Annotated in this window: 15 protein-coding genes and 2 pseudogenes; 5 read left to right on the top strand and 12 right to left on the bottom strand. The window is 72.2% G+C overall.

What is annotated here, in order from left to right; all coding sequences use genetic code 11:
- Positions 1–182: 182 nt before the first annotated feature.
- From KGS77_RS07030 to KGS77_RS07015, 4 genes are all read left to right on the top strand, one after another.
- Complete coding sequence (locus KGS77_RS07030; RefSeq protein ID WP_242579520.1) at positions 183–1,133, top strand: sugar ABC transporter permease; 951 nt, start codon at positions 183–185, stop codon at positions 1,131–1,133.
- A complete protein-coding gene (locus KGS77_RS07025; protein WP_242579519.1) occupies positions 1,130–1,981 on the top strand; it encodes a carbohydrate ABC transporter permease in 852 nt (283 codons plus the stop codon). The genes KGS77_RS07030 and KGS77_RS07025 overlap by 4 nt, the downstream gene beginning before the upstream one ends.
- Positions 1,981–3,309: an extracellular solute-binding protein gene (locus tag KGS77_RS07020; RefSeq protein ID WP_242579518.1), complete on the top strand. Its 1,329-nt coding sequence runs from the start codon at positions 1,981–1,983 to the stop codon at positions 3,307–3,309. The genes KGS77_RS07025 and KGS77_RS07020 overlap by 1 nt, the downstream gene beginning before the upstream one ends.
- 374 nt (positions 3,310–3,683) lie before the next feature.
- Positions 3,684–4,916, top strand: a complete 1,233-nt coding sequence (locus KGS77_RS07015) for a S8 family peptidase (protein ID WP_242579517.1) — start codon at positions 3,684–3,686, stop codon at positions 4,914–4,916.
- Positions 4,917–4,993: 77 nt separating this feature from the next.
- Here the strand turns inward: KGS77_RS07015 and KGS77_RS07010 are convergent, their stop codons facing one another.
- From KGS77_RS07010 to KGS77_RS06960, 12 genes and pseudogenes are all read right to left on the bottom strand, one after another.
- On the bottom strand, positions 4,994–5,749 hold the full coding sequence (locus KGS77_RS07010) for a sirohydrochlorin chelatase (RefSeq protein ID WP_242587329.1): 756 nt from the start codon (positions 5,747–5,749) through the stop codon (positions 4,994–4,996).
- 76 nt (positions 5,750–5,825) lie between these two features.
- Entirely contained in the window at positions 5,826–6,764 is a 939-nt protein-coding gene (locus tag KGS77_RS07005; RefSeq protein ID WP_242579516.1) for an ABC transporter permease, read from the bottom strand.
- Positions 6,751–7,575 carry an ABC transporter ATP-binding protein gene (locus KGS77_RS07000; RefSeq protein ID WP_242579515.1) on the bottom strand — a complete coding sequence of 275 codons (825 nt, stop codon included), beginning with the start codon at positions 7,573–7,575 and terminating at the stop codon, positions 6,751–6,753. Before KGS77_RS07000 ends, KGS77_RS07005 begins: the two co-directional genes overlap by 14 nt.
- Positions 7,576–7,615: 40 nt before the next feature.
- Positions 7,616–8,718: pseudogene (locus tag KGS77_RS06995) on the bottom strand (aliphatic sulfonate ABC transporter substrate-binding protein).
- A gap of 178 nt (positions 8,719–8,896) precedes the next feature.
- Positions 8,897–10,254 (bottom strand): annotated as a pseudogene (locus KGS77_RS06990) (GTP-binding protein).
- A gap of 2 nt (positions 10,255–10,256) precedes the next feature.
- The gene (gene cysD, locus KGS77_RS06985) at positions 10,257–11,186 is read right to left on the bottom strand and encodes a sulfate adenylyltransferase subunit CysD (RefSeq protein WP_242579514.1); all 930 of its coding nucleotides are present in this window, start codon (positions 11,184–11,186) and stop codon (positions 10,257–10,259) included.
- Positions 11,183–11,749 carry an adenylyl-sulfate kinase gene (gene cysC / locus KGS77_RS06980; protein WP_242587328.1) on the bottom strand — a complete coding sequence of 189 codons (567 nt, stop codon included), beginning with the start codon at positions 11,747–11,749 and terminating at the stop codon, positions 11,183–11,185. Before cysC ends, cysD begins: the two co-directional genes overlap by 4 nt.
- A 41-nt stretch (positions 11,750–11,790) precedes the next feature.
- Complete coding sequence (locus KGS77_RS06975; RefSeq protein WP_242579513.1) at positions 11,791–12,498, bottom strand: phosphoadenylyl-sulfate reductase; 708 nt, start codon at positions 12,496–12,498, stop codon at positions 11,791–11,793.
- On the bottom strand, positions 12,495–12,692 hold the full coding sequence (locus KGS77_RS06970; RefSeq protein ID WP_242579511.1) for a hypothetical protein: 198 nt from the start codon (positions 12,690–12,692) through the stop codon (positions 12,495–12,497). Before KGS77_RS06970 ends, KGS77_RS06975 begins: the two co-directional genes overlap by 4 nt.
- Entirely contained in the window at positions 12,689–14,413 is a 1,725-nt protein-coding gene (locus tag KGS77_RS06965) for a nitrite/sulfite reductase (RefSeq protein ID WP_242579509.1), read from the bottom strand. The genes KGS77_RS06970 and KGS77_RS06965 overlap by 4 nt, the downstream gene beginning before the upstream one ends.
- Positions 14,414–14,697: 284 nt before the next feature.
- Positions 14,698–14,781, bottom strand: a complete 84-nt coding sequence (locus KGS77_RS34900; protein ID WP_347404578.1) for a putative leader peptide — start codon at positions 14,779–14,781, stop codon at positions 14,698–14,700.
- A 226-nt stretch (positions 14,782–15,007) separates the two neighbouring features.
- The gene (locus KGS77_RS06960; protein WP_242579507.1) at positions 15,008–15,586 is read right to left on the bottom strand and encodes a GNAT family N-acetyltransferase; all 579 of its coding nucleotides are present in this window, start codon (positions 15,584–15,586) and stop codon (positions 15,008–15,010) included.
- 157 nt (positions 15,587–15,743) lie between these two features.
- Here KGS77_RS06960 and KGS77_RS06955 point away from each other — a divergent pair, with 157 nt between their 5' ends.
- Positions 15,744–16,475 carry a TetR/AcrR family transcriptional regulator gene (locus KGS77_RS06955; RefSeq protein WP_242579505.1) on the top strand — a complete coding sequence of 244 codons (732 nt, stop codon included), beginning with the start codon at positions 15,744–15,746 and terminating at the stop codon, positions 16,473–16,475.
- The last annotated feature ends 11 nt before the right edge of the window (positions 16,476–16,486 follow it).

Below are 16,486 nucleotides of genomic sequence, written 5' to 3'. Positions count from 1 at the left end.
TGCGTGATCGCCAACAGTCTCGCAGGTCCGGGTGGTCTTTCCCGGAGGGAGGCCGGACGCGGGCGGCGGTCCGCCGACGGCCCGGTGCTTGACTGCGGTCCCGGCCCTCACGACGATGACGGCGGCGCCACTCCCGCACACCTGTGCGTACCCGATCCGGGCGCCGCCGAGGAGCCGCCGTCGTGAACCTCGCCACCGCGCCACGGCGGTCGGCCACCGCGGCCCCGGCCGCCCGAGCCGGCCGCGGCGGCCCCGGGACGTGGTTCCTGGTCCTGCCCGCGCTGATCCCGATCCTGGTGCTCAGCGTCGGACCGCTCCTGTACGGCGCGGCGCTGGCGTTCACCGACGCCCAGTCGGGCCGTACCCGCGCCACCCGGTGGACCGGTGTGCTGAACTTCTCCGACCTGCTGCACGACTCGCTGTTCTGGGACTCCTTCCGGATCGGGCTGGTGTGGGCGTTCGGCGTCACCGTCCCGCAGTTCCTCCTGTCCCTGGGCCTGGCCCTGCTGCTCAATCAGGAACTGCGGCTGCGCTGGCTGGTCCGTGCGCTGGCGATCGTGCCGTGGGCGATGCCCGGCGTGGTCGTCGGCGTCATGTGGCGGCTGGTCTACCACCCGGACGCCGGCATCCTCAACGAGACACTGGCCGACCTGGGCCTGGGCGGCCTGGCCGGCCTCACCGACGGCAGCCGCGACTGGCTCAGCGACCTGGCCACCGCCCTGCCCGCCGTCATCGTCGTCGGCATCTGGGCAGGCATGCCGCAGACCACCGTCACCCTCCTGGCGGGGCTGCAGAACGTGCCACGCGAGCTGCACGAGGCCGCCGCCATGGACGGCGCCGGCGCCTGGCGCCGCTTCCGTACGGTGACCTGGCCGGCCATCAGGCCCGTTGCGCTGGCGGTCAGCGCGCTCAACTTCATCTGGAACTTCAACTCCTTCGCCCTGGTCTACGTGCTGACCGACGGCGGGCCGGGCGGCCGGACCCGGCTGCCGATGCTCTTCGCGTACGAGGAGGCGTTCCGGTACGGGCAGTTCGGGTACGCCGCGGCGATGGGGCTGGCGATGGTCGCCGTGGTCTCCGTCGTGCTGGCCGTCCACCTCGCAGGACGCCTGAGAGGGGAGGAGGCGGAATGAGCCCACGGCCCGTCACCCTTCGTCGGACCGCCGGCCGGACCGGGCAGTACCTCGCCCTCCTCGGCTATCTGGCCTTCCTCGGCTTCCCCTTCCTGTGGCTGCTGTCCACCGCCTTCAAACCACCGCGCGAGCTGGGCAGCGTCCACCCCACCTGGATCCCCCGGGCACCCACCCTGGACAACTTCCGCGCCGCCTTCGACGAGCAGCCGCTGCTGACGGCCGCGGGCAACAGCCTGCTCGCCGCCGCGGTCTCCGCCGTGGCCGCGGTCCTCCTGGCGACCCCGATGGCCTACGTCCTGGCGCGGTCCAGAAACCGCCTCTCGCGGGCCACCACCGGCTGGGTCGTGGTCAGCCAGGCGTTCCCGCTGGTCCTGGTCATCATCCCGCTGTTCCTCATCCTCAAGAGCCTGCACCTCGTGGACTCCCGCACCGGCCTGATCCTGGTGTACGTGGTGTGGTCGCTGCCCTTCGCGCTGTGGATGCTGACCGGTTACGTACGGGCCGTGCCGCCCGAACTGGAGGAGGCGGCGGCCGTGGACGGCGCCGGAAGGCTCCGTACGCTGGTGTCCGTCACCGCCCCGCTGCTGGCGCCGGGCATCGTCGCCACCGGCCTGTTCGCGTTCGTCACCGCCTGGAACGAGTTCTTCTTCGCGCTCGTCCTGCTCAAGTCGCCGGGGAAACAGACGATGCCGGTCGTGCTCACCCACTTCCTGGGTGCCGAGGGCGTCGCCGACCTCGGCCCGCTGGCCGCCGCCGCCCTGCTGGCGACCCTGCCCAGCCTGGTCCTGTTCGCCTTCGTCCAGCGGCGGATCACCGGCGGCATGCTCGCCGGGGCGGTGAAGAGCTGATGTCCGCCACCGTGAACCCGCCCGCCGCCCGTACGGGCCGCAGACGCCTGCTCGCCGCCGCCGCGGCCCTCCCGGCCGCCGCGCTGCTCCCCGGCTGCTCGGACGGCACCCGGCGCGTCCCCGGCGGCGGCCGGATCACCCTGCGCTTCCAGTCCCTGGCCTGGCAGAAGGAGTCCGTCGACGCCAACAGGGAACTGGTCGCCGAGTGGAACCGCCGGCACCCGGCAGTCCGGGTGGAGTACGTCCAGGGTGCCTGGCCCACCGTCCACGACCAGTTGCTCACCTCCTTCGAGGGCGGCGAGGCGCCCGACATCATCCACGACGCCTCCGACGACCTCGCCGACTTCGCCTACGGCGGACACCTCGCCGACCTCACACACCTCCTCCCCGACCGCCTCACCAGCGACATCCCACGGCAGAGCTGGGAGACCGGCACCTTCGGCGGCCGGGTGTACGGCGTGCCCTTCCTCCAGGAGCCGCGCGTCCTGATCGCCCACCGCGGCCTGCTGCGCCGCTCCCGCGTCCGCCCGCCCACCCCGCGCTCCCCCTGGTCCTGGGAGGAGTTCGGGGCGGCGGCCAGGTCCCTGACGCGAGGCGGCACGTACGGAGTCGCCTGGCCGCTGAAGGAACCGGTCTCCCTCACCCTCAACCTCGCCCTGTCCACCGGCGGCCGGCTCTTCGACCGCCGCCCGGACGGCAGGGTGGAGATCCGCTTCGACGCCGCCGACCAGGTGGTGCCGCGCGCCATCCATGACCAGATCGACGTCGACCGCAGTGCCGCCCGTACGACCCTGGGCATGGGCGGCTCCGACACCCTGCCCGGATTCTTCGCCGGGCGGTACGCCATCGTGCCGCTGGGCCTGTCCTACCGGCAGCAGATCGTCCAGCAGGCGCCGAAGGGCTTCCCGTGGACCGTGCTGCCGCCGCCGGCGGGCGCGGACGGCCCGGTCCAGGGCGTCAGCCCGCAGACCCTCTCGATCGCCGAGAGCTGCCCGCACAAGGAGGCGGCGATGGCCTTCGTCGACTTCCTGCTGCGGCCGGCGAACATGGTCCGGCTCGCCCTCGGCGACTGGATGCTGCCCACCGGTCGCCAGGCCCTGCGCGACCGCCGGCTGCGGACCGCGACGTACGGCTGGGCGACGGGCACCGCGCTGGCGGGCTCGCTGCACTCCGCGCCCGCCCAGTCCGTACGCGGCTACCCGGAGTGGAAGGACAAGATCGCCACACCGGGACTCCAGGAGTACTACAGCGGCGCGATCGACCTGGACGCCCTGCGCGCGCGACTGGTCCGCGAGGGCAACCTCGTCCTCGCCCGCTACCAGCGCTGACGAGCCGGTGCCGGGGAAATCGAGTGAGAGGGGCGAGAGGTGAGCAGGCCGGGGCGGTTCGCGGTACGCCTCGCTGCGCCGGGCCCATGGGAAGCGTGGTCGGGAAGCCCGTTGATGTGGCGAAAGCGCCCTGTTTCCGGATTATGAAGGCCAGTTGACCGAGCCGGTCGTGCGACGGGTACTCAATCTGTCCATTTAGGCGGGCTTTTGCATTTATGCAAGGTTGTTGTTTATGTCACAACGCCGGACGGCGCTTGAATTCCGGCCCGGCGATCCGACAGGGTTTCGAGCCAGCCCGGCGGAGATCTTCCTGCTCTTCCGGGCCGTTGCGCAACGCGTTCCCCCCACAGCACGAGCGAGGAGCACCCTCCGCAATGGCTCATCACAAGCGTTCCAGCAAGAAACGGCTCGTCACGGCGGTGTCCGCCGTGGTGGCCGCCGCCGGCGTCGGCACCGTCACCGCCGTGACCGCGGGCGCGTCCCCCGCCGCGCCCGCCGAGGGCAGGATCTACGGTGCCCAGGCCAAGGGCGCCGTGGAAGGCAGCTACATCGTGATGCTGAAGAAGTCCGGCGAAAGCCCCGCGGTCCATGCCGCGGAGAACAAGGACCTCGCCGACAAATACGGCGGGACGGTGAAGCGTACCTATTCGGCCGCCCTCAACGGCTTTTCGGCCACCGGGCTGAGCGAGGAGGAGGCCAGGCGCCTGGCCGCCGACCCGGCCGTCGACAAGGTCGTCCAGAACAAGCGATTCCACATCAACGCCACGCAGGACAATCCGCCGTCGTGGGGCCTGGACCGCATCGACCAGCAGAACACCGCGGGCGACAAGAAATACACCTACCCCGACAGCGCGGGCGAGGGCGTCACCGCCTATGTCATCGACACCGGCGTACGCACCACCCACAAGGACTTCGAGGGCCGCGCCTCCTCCGGATTCGACGCGATCGACGGCGACAACGACGCCTCCGACGGCAACGGCCACGGCACCCATGTCGCGGGCACCATCGCCGGCAAGGCGCACGGCGTCGCCAAGAAGGCCAAGATCGTGGCCGTACGGGTGCTGGACGACCAGGGCTCCGGCAGCACCGAGCAGGTGGTCGCCGGCATCGACTGGGTCACCAAGAACCACAAGGGCCCCTCGGTGGCGAACCTCTCCCTCGGCGGGGGCGGCAAGGACGAGGCCCTGGACGCCGCGGTGCAAAAGGCCGTCGCCTCCGGCGTCACCGTCGCCGTCGCGGCGGGCAACGAGTCCACCGACGCGGGCCAGAGCAGCCCGGCCCGGGTGAAGGAGGCCCTGACCGTCGCCTCCAGCACCAAGGGCGACGAGCAGTCCGGGTTCTCCAACTTCGGCGGCGCGGTGGACCTCTACGCGCCGGGCTCGGACATCACCTCGGACTGGAACGACAGCGACACCGGGACCAAGACCATATCCGGTACGTCCATGGCCACCCCGCACGTCGCGGGCGCCGCCGCGGTCTACCTGGGCGGTCACCGGGACGCCACGCCGGACCAGGTCGCCAAGGCCCTGACGGACGCCGCCACCAGCGAAGCGATCAAGAACCCGAGCGCGGGCACGCCCAACAAGCTGCTGAAGATCGCCGAGTGACCGGCTGAGGCTTCGGCACCACCCGTCGGCCGTCGCGCCCGCCCCCACGGGGCACGACGGCCGACGCCGTGCTCATCTCACGCCGCGCCTGCCCAGGCCGCGCCGCCCACCGCACCGAGCAGCGCCCGGTCGTAGCGGCGCACCAGCAGCCGGGCCAGTTCCGGTGCCGGCCCCAGCACCTCCGCCAGGACCTCGGCGCCCGCCTCCCGGGCCCCGCGCGCGATCCGGTCCGGCAGGAAGCCGGGCGCGATGACGTACGGGGCCACGGCCACCCGCCGTACGCCGTGCGCCACCCGCAGCTCCCGTACGGCGTCCTCCGTACGGGGCTCGGAAGCGGAGGCGAACGCAGGCCGCACGGCGCACCAACCACCGGTGTGCCGCCACTCCCGCGCGATTTCAGCGATCACTGCGATCGCCTCCGGGTCACAGGAGCCCGCCGAGGCCAGCACGACCCCGGTCGAGCGCCGGTCGCCGGGCCGCAGCCCGGCTTCGTACAGCCGCCGCTCCAGGGCGGCGGTCAGCAGGGGCGAGGGCCCCAGGACATCGGCCTGCCGTACGGACAGGCCCGGCAGCCGGACGGCGGCCTCCCGCAGCATTGCCGGGACGTCGGCCTTGGCGTGGAAGGCGCGGGTCAGCAGCAGCGGCAGCGCCACCACCTCCCGTACGCCCTCGGCGGCCAGCCGCTCCAGCAGCCGTGGCACACGCGGCGCGCTGAAGTCCAGGTAGCCGGCCTCCACCCGCAGTCCGGGCCGCAGCGCGCGCACCCGCGCGCACAGCGCGGAGACGCTCGCCGCGTGCCGCGGGTCCCGGCTGCCGTGGGCGATGACGACCAGGACAGGGGACGGGGAAGCGGAGGCGGCAGGGGAGCCGGAAGGGGAGACCGCGGGGCCGGGTACGGGGAGCGCATGGTCAGCTCTTCACCAGCAGGCCCCGGCCGCGCAGCACCCGCCGCTCGATCGGCGCGAAGACCAGCAGCTCGATGCCGATGCCCACGATCAGGATCAGCAGGATCGCGGCGAGCACCCAGGACATGTCCTGGAGTTCCCGGCCCTGCTCCAGCAACTGCCCCAGCCCGGTGCCCAGGTCGGCGGCGTTGACGATGAGTTCGGCGGCCATCAAGGAGCGCCAGGAGAACGCCCAGCCCTGCTTGAGACCGGCGAGGTAGCCGGGCAGCGCGGCGGGCAGCAGGACGTGCCGTACGCCGGCCGCCCCGGTCGCGCCGATCGTACGCCCCGCCCGCAGGTACAGCGGGGAGATCTGGTCGACCCCGGCCACCAGCCCGTTGGCGATGGAGGGGACGGCGCCCAGCAGCACCACCGCGTAGATCGTGGCGTCGCTCAGCCCGAACCAGATGATGGCCGCCGGGACCCAGGCCACCGACGGCAGCGACTGGAGCCCGCTGAGGATCGGGCCGATCGCGGCCCGTACGACCTTGATCCGCGCCACGACCAGGCCCAGCGGGGTACCGATGGCGACCGAGGCCGCAAAGCCCAGCGCGCCGCGCGAGACGCTGGTCCACACGAAGCCCAGCAGCGTGCCGTCCAGCCACTTCTGGTGCAGCGAGCGGGCCACGTCCACCGGACTGGGCAGCAGGTAGTGGTCCTTGAGCTCGAAGTGGTAGGCGAGCTGCCACAGCCCCAGGACGAGCGCGATGGCGACCAGCGGCGGTACGGCCTTGGCTGCCAGGTCCCGCAGGGCCGGGCGGCGGTGGGCCGGCACGGTCTCCAGCGCGTCCAGCCCGGCCTCCAGCCCGGCCAGGTCGGCGGGGGCCGCGCGGACGCCACCGGGCCCGTTCGCGCCCTGATGGGCCGGGTCCTTGACGTCGGCGGCGGGTTCAGTGCTGGCCATGACGGCGGATCTCCCCACGGAGCTGTTCGGTGATCTCTACGGAAAGGTCGGCGACGGCCGCGTCCTCGATACGGCGCGGATGCGGGATGTCCACCCGCCACTCACGGGCGATCCGGCCGGGCCGGGAGGAGAGCAGCACCACGCGCTGCGCGAGCCGTACCGCCTCCCGTACGTTGTGCGTCACGAACAGGACGGACAGCCCCGCCGCGCCCGGACCGCCCTCGTTGGCGTCCCGCCAGATGCGGGTCAGCTCGTCGTGCAGCACATCGCGGGTGATGGCGTCCAGCGCCGCGAACGGCTCGTCCATCAGCAGCAGCCGGCTGTCCTGGGCCAGCGCGCGGGCCATCGCGACGCGCTGCCGCATCCCGCCCGACAGCTCGTGCACCCGCTTGCCGTACGCGCCCTTGAGCCGTACGAGTTCCAGCAGCCGCCGCGCCTCCTCGCGGCGGTCAGCGCGGGCCACCCCGCGCAGCCGCAGCGCCAGTTCGACGTTGCGGCCCGCCGTCAGCCAGGGGAACAGCGCGTGCTCCTGGAACATCAGCGCGGGCCGGCCGCCGGGGGTCCGGATGCCGCCCGAGGACGGCCGGTCCAGCCCGGCGACGAGGTTGAGCAGGGTCGACTTGCCGCAGCCGGACGCCCCGAGGAGGCAGACGAACTCCCCGGGCGCCACGTCGATGCTGATGTCCTCCAGCACCTGCTGCCGTGCGCCGGCGCGGCCGAAGGACTTCGAGACATGGTCGATGCGGGCGGCGTAGGGGGCCGTGCCGTCCTGCTGTGGCGCGGCGGGCCGGCGCAGCGTGGTGGCCGTCATCGGTGTCACCTCCTGGGAGTGGGTGCGGCGGTACGGCGGGTCACTCGGCGCCGAGCCCGGCGTCGTCGACCGGGGGCCTGCCCTCGGCCTTGAGCACCTTGTTCAGCAGCGTGAGGTCGTAGATGCCTTTGAGGTCCGGAGCTTTGAGGAGGCCCGCCTGGACGGCGTGGTCGGCCTCCTCCCGGAGGGTCGCGGCGAGCGGGTCGTCGGTGACCTCCACGTTCCGCAGGGCCGGGCCGATCACTGCGGCGGGGAGTGGCTTGCCGGAGACGCCCGGGTCGGCGAGCTGGTCGTTCAGGGCGGTGCGCGCCTCTTCCGGGTGGGCCTTGATCCAGGCGTTGGTCCGCACCGAGCCGCGCAGCACGGCCTCCACGGCCTTGGGGTGCGCGGCCAGGAACTTCCGGGAGACGATCACGTTGGTGATGACGAACTTCCCGTCCTTCCACAGCTTCTTCTCGTCCAGCAGGACCTTGCCGCCTTCGGCGACCAGCTTGGAGGCCGTGGGCTCGGGGACCCACGCGGCGTCGATGCTGCCCTGCTTGAAGGCGATCGGCGTCACCTTGTTCTCGGTGCGCTGCACGGTCACGTCGCCCTTGCCGGTGGTCGCGTCGACCTTGTAGCCCCGGCCCGCCAGGTAGTTCAGCAGCGCCACGTCCTGGGTGTTGCCCAACTGCGGGGTGGCGATCTTCTTGCCCTTGAGGTCGTCCAGGCTCTTGATCTTCGTGGGGTCGACCACCAGCGAGACGCCGCCGGAGGCCGAGCCGGAGATGATGCGCAGACTGCTGCCGCCGGACTTGGTGAAGCCGTTGATCGCGGGGAGGGACCGATCCAGCCGATGTCGATGGCGCCGGAGTTCAGCGCCTCGATCTCGGCGGGGCCCGCGTTGAACACCGACGCCGAGAACCGCGTACCACCCAGCTCCTTCTGGAACAGGCCCTTGCGGTCCCCGATCAGCGCGGTGGCGTGGGTGGTGTTGGCGAAGTAGCCGACCTTCACCTCATCCAGCCCGTCCACCTTGGGGCCCTTGACGGCCGTCCGCCCCTTGCTGTCCTTGGCCGCGGAGCCGTACCCGCAGGCGCCCAGGACACCGATCAGCACGGGGACGGTGACGGCGGCCAGCAGACGGTGTCGGACGGCAGGCACGGGAGGGGTTCCTCTCGTCGGGCCGGGGACGCGGCGCCTTTACGGCGCGCCCGGCGGATCGGTGGTTCTTCCAAGGGGCGGTACGGGGACGTACGGAACGGGGGTATGCGGCACGCGGACATGCGGCGCGGGCGCTGTCAGCCCGTACATCGGCCGGCCCCCGTGGTGCCGGGCATGCTCAGAAGTCCCATCCGTCGTCCTCGCGTACGCCGCCGCCGGCCGTGGCCGTCCCGGCGGCCTTCCCGGACGCCGCGGCGAAGGCGGTGCCCGCCATCCCGGCGGTCAGCGTCGTCCCGTCCGCCGGGTCGATCAGCAGGAAGGACCCGGTGCGCCGGGAGTCGGCGTAGTCGTCCAGGGCCAGCGGCTCGGCCGTCCGCAGCACGACCTGCCCGATGTCGTTGGCGAGGAGTTCGCCGGGGGCCGGGTGCAGGGAGAGGTCCTCCAGCGTCAGCCGGGACGGGATGTCCTTCACGATCGCCTTGACCGTACGGGTGGTGTGCTTGAGCAGCACCCGGTCGCCGGTCTTCAGCGGGCGGTCCGCGACATGGCAGACGGTGGCCGTCACCTCGCGCGTGGTCGCGGGCGCGGCGGCGGCCGGCACGATCAGGTCGCCGCGCGCAATGTCCAGGTCGTCGGTGAGCCGGACGGTCACCGACTGCGGGGCCCAGGCCGCCGCCACCGGCTCGCCCAGCGCGTCGATGGCCTCGATCGTGCTCCTGCGGCCCGAGGGCAGCACCGTCACCGCGTCCCCGGCGCGCAGCACACCCGAGGCGATCTGCCCCGCGTACCCCCGGTAGTCGGGGTGTTCGGCGGTCTGCGGACGGATGACGTACTGGACGGGGAAGCGCGCCGGGTCCGCGCCCGGGTCGGTGACGACCGGCACGGTCTCCAGGTGCTCCAGCACGGTGGGCCCGCCGTACCAGTCCATGTGCGCGGACGCGCTCACCACGTTGTCCCCGGCCAGCGCGGAGATGGGGATCGCGGTGATCTCCGGGACGCCCAGCGAGGCGGCGTAGGCGGTGAACTCCTCGGCGATGGCGGCGAAGACGGACTCCTGGTACCCCACCAGGTCCATCTTGTTGACGGCCAGGACGACGTGCGGGACGCGCAGCAGCGCGGCGACCGCGGCGTGCCGCCGGGTCTGCTCCACGACGCCGTTGCGGGCGTCGACCAGCACCACCGCCAACTCGGCGGTGGAGGCGCCGGTGACCATGTTGCGGGTGTACTGCACGTGCCCGGGGTGTCGGCCAGGATGAACCGCCGCCGGGCGGTGGCGAAGTAGCGGTAGGCGACGTCGATGGTGATGCCCTGCTCGCGCTCGGCGCGCAGCCCGTCGGTGAGCAGCGCCAGGTCCGGCGCCTGCTGCCCGCGGCCCAGGGAGACCCGCTCGACGGCTTCGAGCTGGTCGGTCAGTACGGACTTCGAATCGTGCAGCAGCCGGCCGACCAGGGTGGACTTGCCGTCGTCCACCGACCCGGCCGTGGCGAACCGCAGCAGCGAGGTGGCATCCGCCTCGACGGTGTCGATCGTGCTCATGATCAGAAATACCCCTCGCGCTTACGGTCCTCCATGGCGGCCTCCGACAGCTTGTCGTCGGCCCGGGTCGCGCCCCGCTCGGTGAGCCGGGAGGCGGCGATCTCCGCGATGACGGCCTCGATGGTGGCCGCGTCGGAGTCCACGGCCCCGGTGCAGGACATGTCACCGACGGTGCGGTAGCGCACCAGCCGCCGCTGGACGCGCTCCCCGTCCTTGGGCCCGCCCCATTCGCCGGGCGCCAGCCACATCCCGTCGCGGGCGAAGACCTCGCGCTCGTGCGCGTAGTAGATCTCCGGGAGGCTGATGTCCTCGCGGGCGATGTACTGCCATACGTCCAGCTCGGTCCAGTTGGACAGCGGGAAGACCCGGACGTGCTCGCCCGGCGCGTGCCGGCCGTTGTAGAGCTGCCACAGCTCGGGGCGCTGGCGGCGCGGGTCCCAGCCGCCGAACTCGTCCCGCAGCGAGAACACCCGTTCCTTGGCGCGCGCCTTCTCCTCGTCCCGGCGCCCGCCGCCGAAGACCGCGTCGAAGCGGTGGGTGGCGATGGCGTCCAGCAGCGGGACGGTCTGCAGCGGGTTGCGGGTGCCGTCCGGGCGCTCGCGCAGCTCGCCGCGGTCGATGAACTCCTGTACGGAGGCGATGTGCAGCCGCAGGCCGTGCCGGGCCACCGTACGATCGCGGTAGTCCAGGACCTCGGGGAAGTTGTGGCCGGTGTCCACGTGCAGCAGGGCGAAGGGCACCGGTGCGGGCGCGAACGCCTTCAGCGCCAGGTGCAGCATGACGATGGAGTCCTTGCCGCCGGAGAAGAGGATCACCGGCCGCTCGAACTCGCCCGCCACCTCGCGGAAGATGTGCACCGCCTCGGACTCCAGCGCGTCCAGGTGGGTGAGCGCGTACGGGCTGCCGGTGCCGGACCGGGCGACCGTCGTCATGCCAGGCCCCTCTCGGTGAGCAGCGCGTACAGCTCCGCCGCGGACCGGGCGACGGTCCGGGTGTGCGAGTCCAGCCGCAGGTCCGGCGCCTCGGGCTCTTCGTACGGGTCATCGACGCCGGTCAGCCCGGATATCTCGCCGGCCGCCTGCTTGGCGTACAGCCCCTTGACGTCCCGTGCGGAGCACACCTCCACCGGCGCTGCCACATGTACCTCCACGTACGGGGTGCCGGCCGCCTGGTGCCGCTTGCGCACCGCCTCGCGGGAGTCCGCGTACGGCGCGATCACCGGGACCAGCGCCTTGACGCCGTGGCGCGCCAGCAGTTCGGCCACGAAGCCGATGCGCTGGACGTTGGTGTGCCGGTCCTCGCGGGTGAAGCCCAGGCCCGCGGAGAGGAACTCGCGGATCTCGTCCCCGTCCAGCACCTCGACCCGGTGGCCCGTCTCCCGCAGCCGCTGCGCCAGCGCGTGGGCGAGGGTCGTCTTGCCCGCGCTGGGCAGACCGGTCAGCCACACCGTGGCCCCCTGGTCCGCCGCCGTGGCCGGCCGGCCCGTCCCGCTCATCTCGTACCCCTGGATTCCTGTCGTTGCTGTCGCTTCGGTCATCAGCCGTGCAGTCCGCACTCCGTCTTGCCGGTCCCGGCCCAGCGGCCGGCCCGCGCGTCCTCGCCCGCCAGCACGCGCCGGGTGCACGGCGCGCAGCCCACCGACGCGTAGCCGTCCGTCAGCAGCGGGTTGATCAGTACGCCGTGCTCGGCGATGTACGCGTCCACGTCGGCCTGCGTCCAGCGGGCGATCGGTGCGACCTTGACCTTGCGGCGCCGCTCGTCCCAGCCCACGACCGGGGTGTTCGCGCGGGTGGGCGACTCGTCCCGGCGCAGCCCCGTCGCCCACGCGTCGTACCCGGCCAGGCCCTCCTCCAGGGGCTTGACCTTGCGCAGCGCGCAGCACAGGTCCGGGTCGCGGTCGTGCAGCCGGGACCCGTACGCGGCGTCCTGCTCGGCCACGGTCTGCCGGGGCGTGAGGGTGATGACGTGGACGTCCATCACCGCGGCCACCGCGTCCCGGGTGCCGATGGTCTCCGGGAAGTGGTAGCCGGTGTCCAGGAAGACCACGTCCACACCCGGGAAGGCGCGGGCGGCGAGGTGGGCGACGACCGCGTCCTCCATGGAGGAGGTGACGCAAAAGCGCCGGCCGAAGGTCTCGGCGGCCCAGGTCACGATCTCCAGCGGGGAGGCGTCCTCCAGGTCGCGGCCCGCCTGTCCGGCGAGCGCGGCCAGTTCGTCATCCGTACGTTCCTGCGTCGTCGTCATGTGGTGCTGCCCCCTTGGCGGTTGTCGTGCTGCCCGGCCGTGTCGGTGACGCCCTTGGCCAGCAGTCCGAGGAACGAGAGCCGGAACGCGCGGTTGCACGCCCCGCACTCCCACGAGCCGTGCCCCTCCTGGGAGGGGCGCAGGTCCTCGTCCCCGCAGTACGGGCAGTAGAACGGCGCGGCCCGCCCGCTCATTTCAGCGCGCCTTCGTCCGCGCGGGCGGCCCAGGCGGCGAACCGCTCGCCCTCCTCGCGCTGCTCCTGGAAGTGGGTCAGCACCCGTTCGACGTAGTCGGGCAGTTCCTCGGCGGTGACCTTCAGGCCGCGGACCTTGCGGCCGAAGCCCGCCCGGAGGCCGAGTGCGCCGCCCAGGTGCACCTGGTAGCCCTCGACCTGGTTGCCGTCGGCGTCCAGTACGAGCTGGCCCTTGAGGCCGATGTCCGCGGTCTGGATGCGGGCGCAGGCGTTCGGGCAGCCGTTGATGTTGATCGAGACCGGCTCCTGGAAGTCCGGCATCCGGCGCTCCAGTTCGTCGATGAGCGCGGCGCCGCGCGCCTTGGTCTCCACGATCGCCAGCTTGCAGAACTCGATGCCGGTGCAGGCCATCGTGCCGCGCCTGAAGGGCGAGGGCCGGACCTGGAGGTCCAGCGCCTCCAGCCCCGCGACCAGCGGCTCGACCTGGTCCTCCGCCACATCGAGGATAATCATCTTCTGCTCGACGGTGGTGCTCAGCCGGTCCGAGCCGTGTGCCGCGGCCAGTTCGGCGATCTTGACGAGGGTGGCGCCGTCCACCCGGCCGACGCGCGGCGCGAAGCCCACGTAGAACCGGCCGTCCTTCTGGCGGTGCACGCCCATGTGGTCGCGCCAGCGCGAGCTGGGTTCGGCGGGTGCCGGGCCGTCGGCCAGCTTGCGGCCCAGGTACTCGCTCTCCAGCACCTCGCGGAACTTCTCCGGGCCCCAGTCCGCCATCAGGAACTTCAGCCGGGCGCGGTTGCGCAGCCGCCGGTAGCCGTAGTCACGGAAGATCCCCACGACGCCGGCCCACGTCTCGGGCACGTCCGCCAGCGGCACCCAGGCGCCCAGCCGTTCGCCCAGGCGCGGGTTGGTGGACAGGCCGCCGCCCACCCACAGGTCGAAGCCGGGGCCGTGCTCGGGGTGCTGTACGCCCACGAACGCAACGTCGTTGATCTCGTGCACCACGTCCTGCACCGGTGAGCCGGAGACCGCCGTCTTGAACTTCCGCGGCAGGTTGGAGAATTCCTTGCTGCCGATGAAGCGCCGCTCGATCTCCTCGATCGCCGGTGAGCCGTCGATGATCTCGTCGGCGGCGATGCCGGCGACCGGCGAGCCGATGATGACACGGGGGCAGTCGCCGCACGCCTCGGTCGTCGACAGCCCGACGGACTCCAGCTTCTGCCAGATCGCCGGGACGTCCTCGATGCGGACCCAGTGGAGCTGGATGTTCTGCCGGTCGGTGATGTCGGCGGTGCCGCGCGCGTACTCCTGGGAAACCTCGCCGATGGCCCGTAGCTGCCCGGTGGTCAGCCGCCCGCCGTCGATGCGTACCCGCAGCATGAAGTACTCGTCGTCCAGCTCCTCCGGCGCCAGGACCGCCGTCTTGCCGCCGTCGATGCCGGGTTTGCGCTGGGTGTACAGGCCCCACCAGCGCATCCGGCCGCGCAGATCGTTGGGGTCGATCGAGTCGAAACCGGCCTTTGAGTAGATCGTCTCAATACGTGTCCGCACATTGAGACCGTCGTCGTCCTTCTTGAACTGTTCGTTGCCGTTCAGCGGCGTGAAGTGCCCTGCCGCCCACTGGCCCTCGCCACGGTGGCGGCCGGCCTTGCGGCGGTGCGCGGGAGCGGTGGCGGCGGCGTCCCCGGCCGAGGGCTGGGGGGCTTCCGGGGTGGCGGCCATGGCGGTACGTCCTTCTAAGGCGGCTCAAGAGGCGCGGAAACGAGGCGGCGCGGGCGTGCTGCGCCCCGCGGAGTGACCCGGGGACCGGCGGCGTCGGCCGGCCGGTGGAGCTGCGAAGACCTGCGAAGGTCTGCGGGAACCTGCGAAGAAGCGTTTCGGTTACGCGTCCTGGCGCGGTACGGGGACGTACCGGCGCGGCTCCCGCGGGCTCGGATCGGGTGAAGGGGCCCGCGTGTCCTCGACGGTGGGGACGGTGCGGGTGGTGAACGGCGGTGCTGAGACTGTCAGCCCGCCGGACAGATGGCGCTGGACATGCGACCGAGGTCGACGTGCCGCCGACTCACCAAGACGATTCCAGCTTCAGACATGACGGAAGCGTGGCACGGCGTTCTCCGGACAGTCCACCGTGATCCAGTATGTGGACCACACCGTCCCAATGCGTGGGACAGTGTGGTGTCGGTCACTTAGCTTTGGCGCGGCCGTGCGCGGCTTCTCCGTGCGGACGCCTCCAGCGGCGTACGGCCTACGGGTGTACGGGCCCATGGACGTACGGGCCGACGGGCGTATGGGCCGACGGGTGTACGGACGTCCCGTTCAGGTCGCGGGCCGGGCCCCCGGCCACGGACCGGGCGCCACGACGTCCGGCTCCTCCTCCACCTTGGTCTCGAACAGCCGGAACCCCCGGCGCTCGTAGTTGCTCATCGCGTGCTCCCCGTCCCTGGTGCACGTGTGCAGCCACACCCGCTTGGTGGCCGGCCGCTGCGGCCACCGCCCGGCCAGGTCCCAGGCCCGCGCGACACCGCAGGACAGCAGGTGCCCGCCGATCCGCCGCCCCCTGAAAGCCGGCAGCAGCCCGAAGTAGGTGATCTCCACGACCCCCTCCGGCTGCGGGTCCAGCTCCACGTACCCGGCGGGCGTCCCGCGCTCGTACGCCACCCAGGTCTCGGCCCCGGGCCGTCCCAGGAACTCCTGCCACCGCGCGTACGTCCAGGGCAGCCGGTCGGTCCACGCGAGGTCGCCGCCGACCGCCGTGTAGAGGAAGCGGCTGAACTCGGGCGAGGGCGTCTGTGACCGCAGGATCCGGACATCCTGCTCGGCCGGTGGTTCGGCGGCCGGCCGCAGGTCGTCGGGCGAGGTCATCTCCAGGGACCACGTGGTGATCATGATGCTCATGCCGGTCACCATACGTACCCGCCCTCTCCGGCCGCTTCCTCGAAGGCCGGAAAGAGCCTTGTCGCCCCTGCGCCCACCCGGCATACGGTGACCCCGTGACCGGAATTCGCATCCGGTCACGGGGTCAGCGATCCGTGGTGGGAGGGAGGGCGTCACCGTGGAGCGGACGGAGGAGCTGGCGGAGCGGGGAGAACGCATCCTGGACGCCGCGGGGGAGCTGCTGATCGCCTGGGGCTACCGACGGGTGACGATCGAGGAGATCGCCCGCCGCGCCAAGGTCGGCAAGGGCACGGTCTACCTGCACTGGAAGACCAAGGACTCACTGCTCCTGGGCGTGGCCCTGCGCGCCAAGGACCGCAGCCAGCGACGTCAGTTGGCACGCATGCGCGCGGACGCCACGGAGATCCTGCCCAGCCGCGCGATGCGCGGAGCCTTCATCGACTACCTGCGGGACCCCGTACTGGGCGCGCTCCACTTCGAGGACTGGGACATCCTCGGCAGGCTCAACGACATCGCCAAGAAGGAGTGCGCGGAACTGTTCGACCAGGGCCACCGGGCCCTCGGCCGCCACCTGGAGATCCTGCGCGGCCACGGCCTGGTACGCCAGGACACCGACGTGCTCCGCCAGGTATACGCCCTGATGGCGACGGTGACCGGATTCTGCATGAGCGAGTCGCTGTTCGCCGACCGTGCCCCGGAGGCCGCCGAGGCACGGGCCGACGTCCTGGCCCAAGTGATCCGCGGCGCGCTGGAGACCCCGGACGCCGCCGGACCGGCCGGCACTCCCGCGCACGCCCGGCTGACCGCCGCCACGCCCGGGATCATCGCGCTCTACGAGCAGTTGAACCGCATCACCGCGCACGAGATGCGACGCCGGTCACGCACCTGACACCCCACCCG

The organism is Streptomyces sp. MST-110588 (assembly GCF_022695595.1).
Lineage (GTDB): Bacteria > Actinomycetota > Actinomycetes > Streptomycetales > Streptomycetaceae > Streptomyces.
This window is presented reverse-complemented; position numbering and strand designations above follow the sequence as displayed.

Bases quoted from the DNA above. Each gene is read 5' to 3' on its own strand.
- KGS77_RS07025 (WP_242579519.1), top strand. From the start codon at position 1,130: ATGAGCCCACGGCCCGTCACCCTTCGTCGGACCGCCGGCCGGACCGGG.
- KGS77_RS07020 (WP_242579518.1), top strand. From the start codon at position 1,981: ATGTCCGCCACCGTGAACCCGCCCGCCGCCCGTACGGGCCGCAGACGC.
- KGS77_RS07015 (WP_242579517.1), top strand. From the start codon at position 3,684: ATGGCTCATCACAAGCGTTCCAGCAAGAAACGGCTCGTCACGGCGGTG.
- KGS77_RS07005 (WP_242579516.1), bottom strand. From the start codon at position 6,764: ATGGCCAGCACTGAACCCGCCGCCGACGTCAAGGACCCGGCCCATCAG.
- KGS77_RS07000 (WP_242579515.1), bottom strand. From the start codon at position 7,575: ATGACGGCCACCACGCTGCGCCGGCCCGCCGCGCCACAGCAGGACGGC.
- cysD (WP_242579514.1), bottom strand. From the start codon at position 11,186: ATGACGACGGTCGCCCGGTCCGGCACCGGCAGCCCGTACGCGCTCACC.
- cysC (WP_242587328.1), bottom strand. From the start codon at position 11,749: ATGAGCGGGACGGGCCGGCCGGCCACGGCGGCGGACCAGGGGGCCACG.
- KGS77_RS06975 (WP_242579513.1), bottom strand. From the start codon at position 12,498: ATGACGACGACGCAGGAACGTACGGATGACGAACTGGCCGCGCTCGCC.
- KGS77_RS06970 (WP_242579511.1), bottom strand. From the start codon at position 12,692: ATGAGCGGGCGGGCCGCGCCGTTCTACTGCCCGTACTGCGGGGACGAG.
- KGS77_RS06965 (WP_242579509.1), bottom strand. From the start codon at position 14,413: ATGGCCGCCACCCCGGAAGCCCCCCAGCCCTCGGCCGGGGACGCCGCC.
- KGS77_RS34900 (WP_347404578.1), bottom strand. From the start codon at position 14,781: ATGTCTGAAGCTGGAATCGTCTTGGTGAGTCGGCGGCACGTCGACCTC.
- KGS77_RS06960 (WP_242579507.1), bottom strand. From the start codon at position 15,586: ATGAGCATCATGATCACCACGTGGTCCCTGGAGATGACCTCGCCCGAC.